This is a genomic window from Klebsiella sp. Q11 (assembly GCF_964241505.1).
Taxonomy (GTDB): Bacteria; Pseudomonadota; Gammaproteobacteria; order Enterobacterales; family Enterobacteriaceae; genus Klebsiella; species Klebsiella michiganensis.
Genome location: NZ_CAXSXW010000008.1, coordinates 52,883 through 65,300 on the forward strand (window position 1 = coordinate 52,883; position 12,418 = coordinate 65,300).

At 55.4% G+C, this 12,418-nt stretch carries 17 protein-coding genes; 10 read left to right on the forward strand and 7 right to left on the reverse strand.

Annotated elements, in window-relative coordinates; translation table 11 throughout:
- Window positions 1-28 precede the first annotated feature (28 nt).
- The 6 genes from ACESQ2_RS14655 to hisP all read left to right on the forward strand — a co-directional run bounded on the left by ACESQ2_RS14655 (window position 29) and on the right by hisP (window position 4,959).
- Window positions 29-598, forward strand: coding sequence for a UbiX family flavin prenyltransferase (locus ACESQ2_RS14655; protein ID WP_004852887.1), 570 nt, complete (start codon window positions 29-31; stop codon window positions 596-598).
- A 291-nt stretch (window positions 599-889) separates the two neighbouring features.
- On the forward strand, window positions 890-1,672 hold the full coding sequence (gene argT / locus ACESQ2_RS14660; RefSeq protein WP_014230270.1) for a lysine/arginine/ornithine ABC transporter substrate-binding protein ArgT: 783 nt from the start codon (window positions 890-892) through the stop codon (window positions 1,670-1,672).
- A gap of 257 nt (window positions 1,673-1,929) precedes the next feature.
- The gene (hisJ, locus tag ACESQ2_RS14665; RefSeq protein ID WP_046877185.1) at window positions 1,930-2,712 is read left to right on the forward strand and encodes a histidine ABC transporter substrate-binding protein HisJ; all 783 of its coding nucleotides are present in this window, start codon (window positions 1,930-1,932) and stop codon (window positions 2,710-2,712) included.
- Window positions 2,713-2,778: 66 nt separating this feature from the next.
- Complete coding sequence (locus ACESQ2_RS14670; RefSeq protein ID WP_014230269.1) at window positions 2,779-3,465, forward strand: histidine ABC transporter permease HisQ; 687 nt, start codon at window positions 2,779-2,781, stop codon at window positions 3,463-3,465.
- Window positions 3,462-4,178, forward strand: coding sequence for a histidine ABC transporter permease HisM (hisM, locus tag ACESQ2_RS14675; protein WP_004852883.1), 717 nt, complete (start codon window positions 3,462-3,464; stop codon window positions 4,176-4,178). Before ACESQ2_RS14670 ends, hisM begins: the two co-directional genes overlap by 4 nt.
- 7 nt (window positions 4,179-4,185) lie before the next feature.
- The gene (hisP, locus tag ACESQ2_RS14680) at window positions 4,186-4,959 is read left to right on the forward strand and encodes a histidine ABC transporter ATP-binding protein HisP (protein ID WP_004852881.1); all 774 of its coding nucleotides are present in this window, start codon (window positions 4,186-4,188) and stop codon (window positions 4,957-4,959) included.
- Window positions 4,960-5,000: 41 nt separating this feature from the next.
- Here the strand turns inward: hisP and ACESQ2_RS14685 are convergent, their stop codons facing one another.
- The 6 genes from ACESQ2_RS14685 to yfcG all read right to left on the reverse strand — a co-directional run bounded on the left by ACESQ2_RS14685 (window position 5,001) and on the right by yfcG (window position 8,576).
- On the reverse strand, window positions 5,001-5,498 hold the full coding sequence (locus ACESQ2_RS14685; protein WP_046877205.1) for a GNAT family N-acetyltransferase: 498 nt from the start codon (window positions 5,496-5,498) through the stop codon (window positions 5,001-5,003).
- A 67-nt stretch (window positions 5,499-5,565) separates the two neighbouring features.
- Window positions 5,566-6,132 carry a hypothetical protein gene (locus ACESQ2_RS14690; RefSeq protein WP_046877184.1) on the reverse strand — a complete coding sequence of 189 codons (567 nt, stop codon included), beginning with the start codon at window positions 6,130-6,132 and terminating at the stop codon, window positions 5,566-5,568.
- Between the two features lie 3 nt (window positions 6,133-6,135).
- Entirely contained in the window at window positions 6,136-6,390 is a 255-nt protein-coding gene (locus ACESQ2_RS14695) for a hypothetical protein (protein WP_032720494.1), read from the reverse strand.
- A 214-nt stretch (window positions 6,391-6,604) separates the two neighbouring features.
- Window positions 6,605-7,498 carry a TIGR01777 family oxidoreductase gene (locus ACESQ2_RS14700; RefSeq protein WP_025106667.1) on the reverse strand — a complete coding sequence of 298 codons (894 nt, stop codon included), beginning with the start codon at window positions 7,496-7,498 and terminating at the stop codon, window positions 6,605-6,607.
- Window positions 7,499-7,518: 20 nt separating this feature from the next.
- Window positions 7,519-7,881, reverse strand: a complete 363-nt coding sequence (gene folX, locus ACESQ2_RS14705) for a dihydroneopterin triphosphate 2'-epimerase (RefSeq protein ID WP_345911429.1) — start codon at window positions 7,879-7,881, stop codon at window positions 7,519-7,521.
- A gap of 65 nt (window positions 7,882-7,946) precedes the next feature.
- The gene (gene yfcG / locus ACESQ2_RS14710; RefSeq protein WP_014230264.1) at window positions 7,947-8,576 is read right to left on the reverse strand and encodes a GSH-dependent disulfide bond oxidoreductase; all 630 of its coding nucleotides are present in this window, start codon (window positions 8,574-8,576) and stop codon (window positions 7,947-7,949) included.
- A gap of 209 nt (window positions 8,577-8,785) precedes the next feature.
- On the opposite strand from yfcG, the gene yfcF reads away from it, so the two are divergent.
- The 3 genes from yfcF to yfcD are packed head-to-tail and all read left to right on the forward strand — an operon-like array spanning window position 8,786 to window position 10,651.
- On the forward strand, window positions 8,786-9,430 hold the full coding sequence (gene yfcF, locus ACESQ2_RS14715) for a glutathione transferase (RefSeq protein WP_373170761.1): 645 nt from the start codon (window positions 8,786-8,788) through the stop codon (window positions 9,428-9,430).
- Window positions 9,431-9,486: 56 nt separating this feature from the next.
- Window positions 9,487-10,038, forward strand: a complete 552-nt coding sequence (gene yfcE / locus ACESQ2_RS14720; RefSeq protein ID WP_014230262.1) for a phosphodiesterase — start codon at window positions 9,487-9,489, stop codon at window positions 10,036-10,038.
- A 58-nt stretch (window positions 10,039-10,096) separates the two neighbouring features.
- A complete protein-coding gene (yfcD, locus tag ACESQ2_RS14725; protein WP_004852867.1) occupies window positions 10,097-10,651 on the forward strand; it encodes an NUDIX hydrolase YfcD in 555 nt (184 codons plus the stop codon).
- A gap of 4 nt (window positions 10,652-10,655) precedes the next feature.
- Here yfcD and ACESQ2_RS14730 read toward each other — a convergent pair whose 3' ends face one another.
- A complete protein-coding gene (locus ACESQ2_RS14730) occupies window positions 10,656-11,675 on the reverse strand; it encodes a LacI family DNA-binding transcriptional regulator (RefSeq protein WP_014230261.1) in 1,020 nt (339 codons plus the stop codon).
- 235 nt (window positions 11,676-11,910) lie between these two features.
- Here ACESQ2_RS14730 and ACESQ2_RS14735 point away from each other — a divergent pair, with 235 nt between their 5' ends.
- On the forward strand, window positions 11,911-12,354 hold the full coding sequence (locus tag ACESQ2_RS14735; protein WP_046877182.1) for a PTS sugar transporter subunit IIA: 444 nt from the start codon (window positions 11,911-11,913) through the stop codon (window positions 12,352-12,354).
- The last annotated feature ends 64 nt before the right edge of the window (window positions 12,355-12,418 follow it).

Genomic DNA, 12,418 nt, shown 5'->3' on the forward strand with positions numbered 1-12,418 from the left:
GCGCCATTGTGTGAAAGGGGCAATCATCGTGAAGCGACTCATTATCGGTATTTCTGGCGCCAGCGGCGCGATTTACGGCGTACGCTTGCTCCAGGTTTTGCGCGAGGTTTCGGATGTCGAAACCCATCTTATTTTAAGCCAGGCCGCGCGCCAGACGCTGGCGCTGGAGACGGATTTCTCCCTGCGCGAGGTGCAGGCGTTAGCCGATGTGGTGCACGATGCCCGCGATATCGCCGCCAGCATCTCTTCCGGCTCTTTTAAAACCGCCGGGATGGTGATTTTGCCATGCTCAATGAAGACCCTCTCCGGCATTGTTCATAGCTATACCGACGGGCTGCTGACCAGGGCAGCGGACGTGGTGCTTAAAGAGCGCCGCCCGCTGGTGCTGTGCGTACGGGAAACGCCGTTCCACCTTGGCCATTTGCGGCTGCTGGTCCAGGCGGCGGAAATGGGCGCGGTGATTATGCCGCCGGTTCCGGCGTTTTATCATCGCCCGAAAAGCCTGGACGATGTGATTAATCAGACGGTCAATCGCGTGATCGATCAGTTCGATATCTCTCTTCCGCAAGACCTCTTTTCCCGCTGGCAGGGCGCGTAGGGCGCACTAAGATAGTGCGCTTTGTTCACATCCGCCTCCCCGCAGTGCAATTTTGTCGCCTCGATCAAATCCTCAACATTTAATTTGTTTTTTTGCGCTGCGGCACTGCGGTTTATCCGTTATTGCTGGTATCTTCCTTTTTAAGACAAACTTGCAACCTTTATTTAACAAATTTAACGCCATTTCCAGCACGCACTGAGAAAATGGCATAAAACGTGCAAGATTTTGTCGGCAGTACAAATAACAAGATAACGCATCGCATAACAACATCACGACACTTAAGGGTAACCTATGAAGAAGACGGTCCTGGCTCTCTCTTTAATGATGGGAATTTGCAGCGCCTCCAGCGCGTTCGCCGCGCTGCCGCAGAGTATCCGCATTGGCACCGATGCCACCTACGCGCCTTTCTCTTCAAAGGATGCGAAAGGGGATTTCGTGGGTTTTGACATTGATTTGGGTAACGAGCTCTGTTCGCGCATCAAAGTAAAATGCACCTGGGTCGGCAGCGATTTCGACTCCCTGATCCCGTCGCTGAAGGCCAAGAAAATCGACGCCATTATCTCTTCGCTGTCGATTACGGAAAAACGCCAGCAGGAAATCGCCTTCTCTGACAAGCTCTACGCGGCCGACTCCCGCCTGATCGCCGCCAAAGGCTCGCCGATTCAACCGACGCTGGAATCCCTCAAAGGCAAGCATGTTGGCGTACTGCAGGGCTCCACCCAGGAGGCCTATGGTAATGAACGCTGGCGCAGCCACGGCGTGGACGTTGTGGCCTATCAGAATCAGGATTTGATCTACTCAGACCTCGCTGCGGGTCGCCTGGACGCCGCGTTGCAGGATGAAGTGGCCGCCAGCGAGGGTTTCCTCAAGCAACCTGCCGGTAAAGATTTTGCCTTTGCCGGTCCTTCCGTTAAAGACAAAAAGTTCTTCGGTGATGGTACCGGCATCGGCCTGCGTAAGGACGATAGCGAGCTGAAGGCCGCGTTTGATAAAGCGCTGGCCGACATGCGTAAAGACGGCACCTACGACAAAATGGCGAAGAAATACTTCGACTTCAACGTTTACGGTGATTAAGACGCCCGCTGGCCCGCACGCCGGGCCATGCGCATCCCTTTCTGTCTGATTTTGGTGCAGCTGCGCTTTTAGCGGATCAATTTGGTGCAGGAAATTGCGCACGCGATGTTAAAAAGTGCATAGTTAAGCGTTTCCGATGCGAAAAAATTTGCTTTCCGGCGCAGAATGCTTTGCCTTACCGGGGCGAATAATGGCACGATAACTGCCGTAAGTACTTCTAATAAATCCGTTAGAATGACAGTCTGTTGAGGATAGTTATGAAAAAACTGGCGTTGTCTCTCTCTTTAGCGCTGGCCCTTTCCAGCGTTTCCACTGTATTCGCAGCCATTCCGCAAAAAGTCCGCATCGGCACCGATCCTACTTATGCCCCGTTCGAATCGAAGAATGCGCAGGGTGAACTGGTGGGTTTTGACATCGATCTGGCAAAAGAGCTCTGTAAGCGTATCAATACGCAATGTACCTTCATTGAGAACCCGCTGGACGCGCTGATCCCTTCTTTAAAAGCGAAGAAAATCGACGCCATCATGTCTTCGCTTTCGATCACCGAAAAACGCCAGCAGGAAATTGCCTTCACCGACAAACTGTACGCGGCTGATTCGCGCCTGGTCGTGAAAAAAGGCAGCGATATTACGCCAGACCTCGCGAAGCTGAAAGGCAAGCGCGTTGGCGTTCTCCAGGGCACCACCCAGGAAACCTACGGCAACGAGCACTGGGCGCCAAAGGGCATTGAAATCGTTTCCTATCAGGGACAGGACAATATTTATTCCGACCTGACTGCCGGACGCATTGACGCGGCGTTCCAGGATGAAGTCGCCGCCAGCGAAGGCTTCCTCAAACAGCCTATCGGCGAGGATTATCAGTTCGGCGGTCCGTCGATTAAAGACGAGAAGCTGTTCGGCGTCGGCACCGGTATGGGGCTGCGCAAAGAGGATAACGAACTACGTGAAGCACTGAATAAAGCCTTTGCCGAGATGCGCCAGGATGGCACCTACGACAAGCTGGCGAAGAAATATTTCGATTTTAACGTGTACGGCGACTAACCATCCCGCGTACCCCGTCGCGCGTTATTTTGCGCGCGATGGTTGATGACAGACAGGGCAGACAGCATGCTGTACGGGTTTTCACAGGTTATTTTTCAGGGCGCGCTGGTCACCCTTGAGCTGGCGTTAAGCTCGGTCGTTCTGGCGGTGCTTATCGGTCTGGCGGGCGCCGGGGCGAAACTTTCCAACAATCGTCCGTTGGCGTTGATTTTTGAAGGCTATACCACCTTAATCCGCGGCGTGCCCGATCTGGTGCTGATGCTGCTGATTTTCTACGGGCTACAGATTGCGCTCAACGGCGTAACCGATGCGCTTGGCCTGGCGCAGTTTGATATCGACCCCATGGTGGCGGGGATCATCACGCTGGGCTTTATTTACGGGGCCTACTTCACCGAAACCTTTCGCGGCGCCTTCCTGGCGGTGCCAAAGGGACATATTGAAGCGGCGACGGCCTTCGGCTTTAGCGGTGGGCAAACCTTTCGTCGTATTCTGTTTCCGGCAATGATGCGCTATGCGCTGCCCGGAATCGGCAACAACTGGCAGGTTATCCTCAAAGCGACCGCGCTGGTCTCACTGCTGGGACTGGAAGATGTGGTCAAGGCAACCCAGCTGGCGGGTAAAAGCACCTGGGAGCCGTTCTACTTTGCCATCGTCTGTGGCCTGATTTATCTGGTATTTACAACGGTTTCCAATGGTGTGCTGCTGATGCTCGAACGCCGTTATTCTGTGGGCGTGAAGAGGGCCGACCTGTGATTGATATTATTCAGGAGTACTGGAAATCCCTGCTGTGGACCGACGGTTATCGCTTTACCGGCGTGGCGATTACGCTCTGGCTGCTGATCTCTTCCGTGGTGATGGGCGGCATCCTGGCGGTTTTCCTCGCCATTGGCCGAGTGTCGAGCAATAAATTTATCCAGTTCCCCATCTGGCTGTTCACCTATATCTTTCGCGGCACGCCGCTGTACGTCCAGCTGCTGGTGTTCTATTCCGGAATGTACACGCTGGAGGTCGTCAAAGGCACAGAACTGCTGAACGCCTTCTTTCGCAGCGGCCTGAACTGTACGGTGCTGGCGCTGACGCTGAATACCTGCGCCTACACCACGGAGATTTTCGCCGGGGCGATTCGTTCAGTGCCGGCAGGCGAGATAGAAGCCGCCCGGGCGTACGGTTTTTCGTCGGTCAAAATGTATCGCTGTATTATTTTGCCTTCCGCGCTGCGTATTGCGCTGCCTGCATACAGCAACGAAGTGATTCTGATGCTGCATTCCACCGCGCTGGCTTTTACCGCTACGGTGCCGGATCTGCTGAAAATTGCCCGCGATATTAACTCGGCAACCTACCAGCCGTTTACCGCCTTCGGTATTGCCGCAGTACTGTATTTAATTATCTCGTATGTGTTGATTAGCCTGTTCCGCAGGGCGGAAAAGCGCTGGCTCCAGCATATCAAACCTTCTTCGACGCACTGAGAACGCCATGTCCGACAATAAATTAAATGTAATCGATCTGCATAAACGTTACGGCGAGCATGAGGTACTGAAGGGCGTCTCACTGCGGGCGAAAGCCGGAGACGTGATCAGTATTATTGGTTCATCCGGTTCCGGGAAAAGTACTTTTTTGCGCTGTATTAACTTTCTTGAGAAGCCCAGCGAAGGGACGATCGTTGTTAACGGGCAAAACATTGGCCTGGTTCGCGATAAAGACGGTCAGTTAAAGGTTTCTGATAAAAATCAGCTACGTTTGCTACGTACTCGCCTGACGATGGTATTCCAGCATTTTAACCTGTGGAGCCATATGACGGTGCTGGAAAACGTGATGGAGGCGCCGATTCAGGTGCTGGGCCTGAGTAAACAGGAAGCGCGCGATCGGGCGGTAAAATACCTGGCGAAAGTCGGTATTGATGAACGCCAGCAGATTAAATATCCGGTTCATCTCTCCGGGGGCCAGCAGCAGCGCGTTTCCATTGCCCGCGCGCTGGCGATGGAGCCCGACGTACTGCTGTTTGATGAACCGACGTCGGCGCTTGACCCTGAACTGGTGGGCGAAGTACTGCGGATCATGCAGCAGCTGGCGGAAGAGGGGAAAACCATGGTCGTAGTCACCCATGAAATGGGCTTTGCACGCCACGTCTCCTCGCACGTGATCTTTCTGCATCAGGGCAAAATTGAAGAAGAAGGGCATCCTGACGAGGTCTTCGGCAACCCGAAAAGCCAGCGTCTGCAGCAGTTCCTGAAGGGCTCTTTGAAGTAAACACTGTCCAGCCCCCGGCGGAACACTCTCCGTCGGGGCGGCTAACGCTCCAGCCGATACACCCAGTCGTCATAGTCAATGCCGTTCAGATGATATGCTTTTTCGAGCACCTGAATGCGGATAAAGCCGTGTTTTTCCAGCAGACGGGAAGAGCCAGCGTTACTGCCCAGCACCCAGGCATTTATTGCGTGAACGCCGAGCTGCTGAAATCCGTAGTCGCAAATCGCTTTTAGCGCTTCACTGGCGTAACCCTTCCCCTGAGCCTCAGGCAGGAGAGCGTATCCGACATCCGCTTCGTGCGGATTTTTACCGCTGATGCGCAGGCCAATATCGCCAACCGCCGCGCCGCTGGCGTCGCGCAGTACGAATACGCCCGGGTCAGCGCAGCGTGATGCAAACAGCGTCCGCAGCGCCGGCTCCTCAAGAATCTCGCCCATATAGCGCATCACTTCCGGGTCTCGCCGTAAGCGCAGGAAAAAAGGCCAGTCGGAGGAGTGAAACGGCGAGAGGCGCAGGCGCGGAGTGGTGAGTATTCTCATAAAGCGGTCCATAGCGGTGGATTATTCCGCCACCTTAACATCATAAAGCGCCGGAAGGGCAATGGGTCTAAGCAACCGTCGGACAAGCCCGGGGCTGATTTTCGAAGCCGCGAAGATAGCGCAGCACGGTGGTGCTCTCCGGCGTCGCCCTCAGTTGTAGCGCCAGGTTGAGGTTATCCAGAACTGTCGCGTGGGCGACCAGCGGTGAATCTTCGGCAAGCCGTCCTTCCATCACCAGCCAGCTTACGACGGTTTTCCAGCGCCACAGCGGGGAATTGCCTTTAACTCGCTGTACCGGCCCGGGAAACTGACCTGAGCCTCTCGCGCCATCTTTCAGCAGGGCAATGGCCTGCCGCGTCAGGCCGGTGAGTTCGGCAATATCGCTTAAACCGACCAGCGCGGAATCGACGGATTCAACCCGCGCGTTCAGAGCCGATGCGGATTCGATATCGGCAATCGCTGACAGAATAGCCTGCTCAAGAGAGTCTCTTTCGCGATCGAACTCCAGATAGACCGCCGTTCCGTAAAAACAGACCAGGGCGTCAGCGCAGCCTGCGGCATGCAGCGCATCTTCCAGACCTACGGTACGAGCAGTTACGCCGGAGAGGGTGAGCGTAAAATTATACAGCGCCATGGTTTAATCCTTCTTGTGGTTAATCTGACCCGAGGCAGGCGGCTGGCAGCGGTCGACCATTCTGATAATTTGCCTGGCGTGGTTAATGGGTACCGCAGGCGTTGACCAGATGCTCATCATATGTTCCCGGTGCCGGGCTGTCCCACACATCAACCTGCCAAAACAGTGAGCGCTTTTGCCGCCAGTGATAAAAATCCAGTCTCGTGCCAGTGCGTAGTCAATAGCTGCTCTGATATGTTTATCCGGATGTTCCTTCATCAATTCGTCCTGGTAATATTGAATAAATTGTTGACGGATGTCAACGGTGTGATGGTGTTAAATTACACGCAGGGTTATGGCAGAGTGAAAGGCATATCACTGGAATGAGATTCACAGTTAAGGCGACACAGGACTGGTGATTTTTACGCGCTGCGAGGCGGGTTCCATAAATTAATTAATCAGGGAGAGCGATACTCTCCCTGATGGACCTGGACTACCGCAGCACGTTGGCCAGCGCTTCTTCCAGATCGTACCATCGAAAGCCAAATCCGGCGGCTTCCAGGCGTTTAGGCAGCGCGCGCTGGCCGCCGAGCACCAGAACGGAAGATTCTCCCATCAGCAGGCGAATAGCCGCCGCCGGGACGCGGAAAATGGCAGGGCGATTTAGCGCATGCCCCAGCGCGTGGGCGAACTGCTCGTTGCGCACAGGGTAAGGGGAAACCATATTAAACGGCCCCCGCAGGTCGTTATCCAGCAGCCAGAGAATACCGTTGACCATGTCGTCGATATGGATCCACGCCAGATATTGCCTTCCGCTACCGATAGGGCCGCCGAGGCCAAGCTTAAAGGCGGGCGTCATTTTGGCCAGAATGCCGCCCCGCGGCGCCAGCACCACGCCGGTACGCAGCAGGCAGACGCGGGTGCGATCGCTCTGCGCTTCGCAGGCGATTTGCTCCCAGCGGGCGCAAAGCTTGTGGGTAAACTCGTTGTGCGGCGGCTCCTCTTCGGTTACCACGACTTCACCTAGGTCGCCATAATAGCCGGCGGCGGAGCCGCTAATCAGCACCGAGGGCGGCGTATCGCTGGCGTTGAACAGCGTGACCAGCTTTTGCGTGGTATCCCAGCGGCTGTGGCAGAGACGCTGTTTCTGCTCCGCCGTCCAGCGCTTATCGGCGATCGGCTCGCCGGCCAGATTAATGACGGCATCAATGCCGTTGAGGTTCGCCTGATGCTCGAAATCGCGCCACAGGGTGACGCGCGAATCGAGGCGGCTTTTGGCCTTTTCAGGGCTGCGCGTTGAAACCGTTACGTGATGTCCCAGCTCCAGTAGCCGGGGGATCAGATGGCGGCCAATCAGGCCGGTACCGCCAGTAAGCAGAACGTTCATAGCGCCTCCCTAAGATGCGTCTAGCGCCGCCAGCTCATCATCATGGATACCGAATCGGCGTAGCGCAGCGCATGCAGTTTATCGATCTCTACTTCAGCATATGTGACCCAGTGATGTTCGCGTGCGATGTCGAGCACATCCTGAGTTAATTTTTCCAGCAGAGAGAAGCGATTATTCTCAATATGGCTAATAATGCGCTTGGTGATGGTGCGGTAGTTCAGCGCATCGTTAATATCTTCGCTGTTGCGCGATTTTTCCGCCGGGTAGTGGATCGCGACGTTAACCACCACGTCCTGGCGGTTGGCGATCTCTTCCTCTTTAATTCCGATAAAAGTACGCAGGCGCAGGTTCTTAATTCGAATAATGGCGTCTGGTTGAGACATGGCAGGCTTCCTCCGTGTAGTAATTTCCGCAATCATACATCAAAGCTTCCCGGGCGAGCAGGGGGTTAATGGGCTTCTGTTTTCAGAAGCGCTTCAACGGTGGCCGGGCGCTGGCGAATGCGTTCAAACCAGTTATGCACCGCCGGGTAATTGGCAAGGTCGATACGCTGGCGCTGATGGGCATTCACCCACGGCCAGCAGGCGATATCGGCGATGCTGTAGTGATTACCGCCAAGCCAGGGACTCTCGCCAAGGCGCCGATTGAGCACGCCATACAGGCGCTGCGTTTCCACCTGATAGCGCTCAATGGCGTAAGGCACCGCCTGCGGAGCAAAGTGGTTGAAGTGATGATTTTGTCCGAGCATCGGCCCCAACCCGCCGACCTGCCAGAATAACCACTGTAGGGTGACGTGGCGCTCGCGGAGCTCGCCGCTCAGTAATTTTCCAGTTTTTTCAGCAAGATAGAGCAGGATGGCGCCGGATTCAAACAGGCTTAATGGGCCACCACCGTCGGCGGGAGCGTGGTCAACGATCGCCGGGATCTTGTTGTTGGGTGAGATCGCGAGAAACTGCGGATGAAACTGTTCCCCCTTGCCGATATCCACCCGGATGAGGCGATACGCCAGCTGCGCTTCTTCGAGGAATAACGTGATTTTGTGGCCATTAGGAGTGGGTGCGTAGTAAAAATCGATCATGAAAATTCCTCGCCGTCACAGGTCGCAAACTTTTCGAGTATAGGTGAACTGGCATCATCCGACAGGTTTGCCTCATCCTGGATGACTTTCGCCGATCGCGTTCACCCCCTGAGAAGTATGTAAGATCCTCAGCGTGGCGGTCAGTGACATCATCTGAAAGACAGGATATGTTGGCGTATCGCCCCATTACATTAGCCATTGAGGATGCTATGAGCCAGCCCGTGATTACCCTGTGGTCCGACGCCGATTTTTTCTCGCCATATGTGATGTCCGTATACGTTGCCCTGCAGGAAAAGAGCCTGCCTTTTACCCTAAAAACCGTCAACCTCGACAGCGGCGAACATTTGCAAAGCGGCTGGAAAGGCTACAGCGCGACGCGTCGCGTACCGCTGCTGGAGATCGGGGAATTCTTCCTGAGCGAATCCTCCGCGATTACCGAATATCTGGATGAGCGCTTTGCGCCCCCAGAATGGGAGCGGCTTTACCCGCATGACCTGCAAAAGCGCGCGCGGGCGCGTCAGGTGCAGGCCTGGCTGCGTAGCGATTTAATGCCGATTCGCGAAGAGCGCTCCACGGACGTGGTCTTTGCCGCAGCAAAGAAACCTCCGCTCAGCGAAGCCGGGAAAAAAAGCGCCGACAAGCTGTTTGCAACGGCTGGCGTTCTGCTATCCCATGGCGGGCAGAATCTATTTGGCGAATGGTCCATTGCCGATACCGACCTGGCGCTGATGCTCAATCGCCTGGTCCTGAACGGCGATGAGGTTCCCGCCGCGCTAGTGGATTACGCCACCTTCCAGTGGCAGCGGGCGTCGGTTCAGCGCTACGTCGCACTCTCAGCCAAACGCGCGGGCTGATAAGCGCCAGCGGTTCCGTTATCATAGCGGCATCGTAATGCGTGGAGATGAAATGTATGAAGCTGATGTTTGCCTCGGATATCCACGGCTCTCTGCCTGCCGCTGAACGCGTGCTTGCGCTGTTCGCGCGCAGTGGGGCGCAGTGGCTGGTTATCCTCGGCGATGTGCTTAATCACGGGCCGCGTAACGCCCTTCCCGAAGGCTATGCGCCGGCCCAGGTCGCGGAGGCGCTAAATAGCGTGGCGGAGCGGGTGATTGCCGTACGCGGCAACTGCGACAGCGAAGTCGATCAAATGCTGCTGCGGTTCCCCATTACCGCCCCCTGGCAGCAGGTTTTGAGCGCGCGAACCCGTCTGTTTCTGACCCACGGGCATCTGTATAGCCCCGAAAATTTGCCTCCTCTCGCCGCTGGCGATGTGCTGGCTTATGGCCATACTCATATTCCGGTTGCCGAGAAACGCGGCGAGATTTTTCTCTTCAATCCCGGCTCGGTCAGCATCCCTAAAGGGGGATTTACCGCCAGCTACGGTCTTCTGAACGAGGGGCAATTGCAGGTTTTAGCACTCGATGATAATCAGGTTATTGCAGAGGTCGCAATTTACCCGTAATTTACCCCTCAACCGTATAGACGCGCCGCAAGAGCGCTTTAAAAAGTAAGGTTTCCTGATGGCGGAACAGAATCATTTGGCAAGCACAGAATGGGTCGATATTGTTAATGAAAACAATGAGGTGATAGCACAGTCCAGCCGCGAACAAATGCGTGCGGAGTGCCTGCGTCATCGAGCGACCTACATTGTTGTTCATGATGGGATGGGCAAAATCCTGGTGCAGCGTCGTACCGAAACAAAAGATTTCCAGCCGGGCATGCTGGACGCCACCGCCGGCGGCGTGGTGCAGGCTGACGAGCAAATGCTGGAATCCGCGCGCCGTGAGGCGGAAGAAGAGCTCGGTATTGCCGGCGTGCCTTTTGCTGACCACGGGCAGTTCTACTACGAAGATAAACACTGCCGCGTCTGGGGCGGCCTGTTTAGCTGCGTATCGCACGGGCCGTTCGCGCTGCAGGAAGAAGAAGTGAGCGAAGTGTGCTGGCTGACGCCGGAAGAGATCACCGCCCGCTGCGATGAGTTCACTCCGGACTCATTAAAAGCGCTGGCGCTGTGGATGACCCGCAATGCGAATAATGAGTCAGCAAAAAGCGAAAAGCAGGAAGAGGCTGAGTAGTTTTCTAACAGCTGTCCCGCATGCATAAACTGGACGCGATGGGCTTTCTGTCGCTCCAGTTTCCCTCCGTAAGACGCTCCAGAAGGGCGCGCCCGGCTTCTATACCAATCTTATGGTGCGGTACCGCCATGGTCGTTAACGGCGGCTGGCAGACCCGGCTCACGTCGCTGTCGCCAAAACCGACGACGGCTAAATCATCCGGTACCTTTATGCGCCGACGCTGACATTCATACAGCGCTCCGCATGCCAGCTCATCGGAAACGCAAACCAGCGCATCCAGCTCCGGCCATGCCAGCAAAAACTCCGGCAGCTGTGAAGCGCCGGTGGAAAAGTTGGCGGGCAGCGCGGCGTTAATTACCCGGTTAGGCGACATATGATGGCGCAGCATGGCTTTATACCACCCCTGCAAATGCTGCTGAAAAATCCACTGTTCCTGATTGGCGCACAGCAGACCGATATTCTGATAGCCGCGGTGGATGAGCATCTCCGTCAGCTCGAACATCGCCGCCACGTTATCAATGCCGATATTCATGTCGATCGGATCGGCGCGCATTGCGCCCATCTCCACCACCGGAATCGAGGCGTTCTTCAGCCAGTGGCGTACGGTATCGCTGTGTTCAACGCTAAGCAGAATGGCGGCGGCGATGTTAGAGGCCAGCAGCGTTTCCAGCAGCTTTTCTTCCTGCTCCAGACGGTGCTGCGATTCTGCCAGCATGATTTGATACCCTGCCGGCTGTAATATCTGCTGAAGCCCGGCAAACATCGCCGAACAGCCCGCCTCGGCAAGATTTGGCACCACCATCGCGATGGTTCTTGAGGAGGCAGACGCCAGCGCGCTGGCGGCGAGATTAGGCATATACCCTAGCTCTTGCACCGCCGCTTCGATTTTTTCACGGAGCTTATCGGAAACCTGTTCCGGCGTGCGAAGGGCGCGGGACACGGTCATCGTTCCCACACCAGCCAGCTGAGCAACATCGGCGATCGTGACTTTACCGGTACTACGCCGTTTTCGGGTTAGAGACATACATATTCCTGCTAAACAGACGTTTTTATTATCATCCATTACTTCACGTGTCAGGGAGTATACGCCTTAAACGGGCCTTTTTGCTGCGTTTTGATGGGATGATTACGAATTGATAGCGCTATCACAAATCTGAATGTTTAGCGTTGGTAGCGCTATCTTTGTGATCGTTCTCGCAGATAACTATTGGCTGCTTGCATAAAGTTTGCCCATCTTTTGCTAAAAGAGGCGGGACAAAATGCTCAAGACTTGGCTCTCTGATGCCACCATCGCGCTGCGGCAAAGCGTAGAGACCTGGCCACAGGCGCTGGACATCTGCGCCCGGCCGCTGCTGAAGGCCGACGTTATCGAACCTGCCTACGTGACGGCCATCGTGGAGCAGCACCAGCGGCTCGGGCCGTACTACGTGCTGGCCCCGGGACTGGCGATGCCGCATGCGCGGCCTGAGGAGGGCGCGAAGGGCCTGGGGCTGTCGCTGTTGAAACTGCAACAAGGGGTATCGTTTGGCTCTGAGGAGTTCGACCCGGTTGATATTATTATTATGCTTGCGGCGCCGGATAAACATAGCCATATCGAAATGATTTCTGCCCTGGCGGAATTATTTTCCAGCGAGGAAGATATGAATAAATTACATCAGGCAACCAATATTGAGGAGATAAAAACGATCGTCGCGCGCTACTGATTCAATTTTATTATCCGGCTTATAACCCATTACGCGCCTGCGTGATGTGGACGTACTCTACCCA

Bases quoted from the DNA above. Each gene is read 5' to 3' on its own strand.
- argT (WP_014230270.1), top strand. From the start codon at position 890: ATGAAGAAGACGGTCCTGGCTCTCTCTTTAATGATGGGAATTTGCAGC.
- hisJ (WP_046877185.1), top strand. From the start codon at position 1,930: ATGAAAAAACTGGCGTTGTCTCTCTCTTTAGCGCTGGCCCTTTCCAGC.
- ACESQ2_RS14670 (WP_014230269.1), top strand. From the start codon at position 2,779: ATGCTGTACGGGTTTTCACAGGTTATTTTTCAGGGCGCGCTGGTCACC.
- hisP (WP_004852881.1), top strand. From the start codon at position 4,186: ATGTCCGACAATAAATTAAATGTAATCGATCTGCATAAACGTTACGGC.
- ACESQ2_RS14685 (WP_046877205.1), bottom strand. From the start codon at position 5,498: ATGAGAATACTCACCACTCCGCGCCTGCGCCTCTCGCCGTTTCACTCC.
- ACESQ2_RS14690 (WP_046877184.1), bottom strand. From the start codon at position 6,132: ATGGCGCTGTATAATTTTACGCTCACCCTCTCCGGCGTAACTGCTCGT.
- ACESQ2_RS14695 (WP_032720494.1), bottom strand. From the start codon at position 6,390: ATGAAGGAACATCCGGATAAACATATCAGAGCAGCTATTGACTACGCA.
- ACESQ2_RS14700 (WP_025106667.1), bottom strand. From the start codon at position 7,498: ATGAACGTTCTGCTTACTGGCGGTACCGGCCTGATTGGCCGCCATCTG.
- folX (WP_345911429.1), bottom strand. From the start codon at position 7,881: ATGTCTCAACCAGACGCCATTATTCGAATTAAGAACCTGCGCCTGCGT.
- yfcG (WP_014230264.1), bottom strand. From the start codon at position 8,576: ATGATCGATTTTTACTACGCACCCACTCCTAATGGCCACAAAATCACG.
- yfcF (WP_373170761.1), top strand. From the start codon at position 8,786: ATGAGCCAGCCCGTGATTACCCTGTGGTCCGACGCCGATTTTTTCTCG.
- yfcE (WP_014230262.1), top strand. From the start codon at position 9,487: ATGAAGCTGATGTTTGCCTCGGATATCCACGGCTCTCTGCCTGCCGCT.
- yfcD (WP_004852867.1), top strand. From the start codon at position 10,097: ATGGCGGAACAGAATCATTTGGCAAGCACAGAATGGGTCGATATTGTT.
- ACESQ2_RS14730 (WP_014230261.1), bottom strand. From the start codon at position 11,675: ATGTCTCTAACCCGAAAACGGCGTAGTACCGGTAAAGTCACGATCGCC.
- ACESQ2_RS14735 (WP_046877182.1), top strand. From the start codon at position 11,911: ATGCTCAAGACTTGGCTCTCTGATGCCACCATCGCGCTGCGGCAAAGC.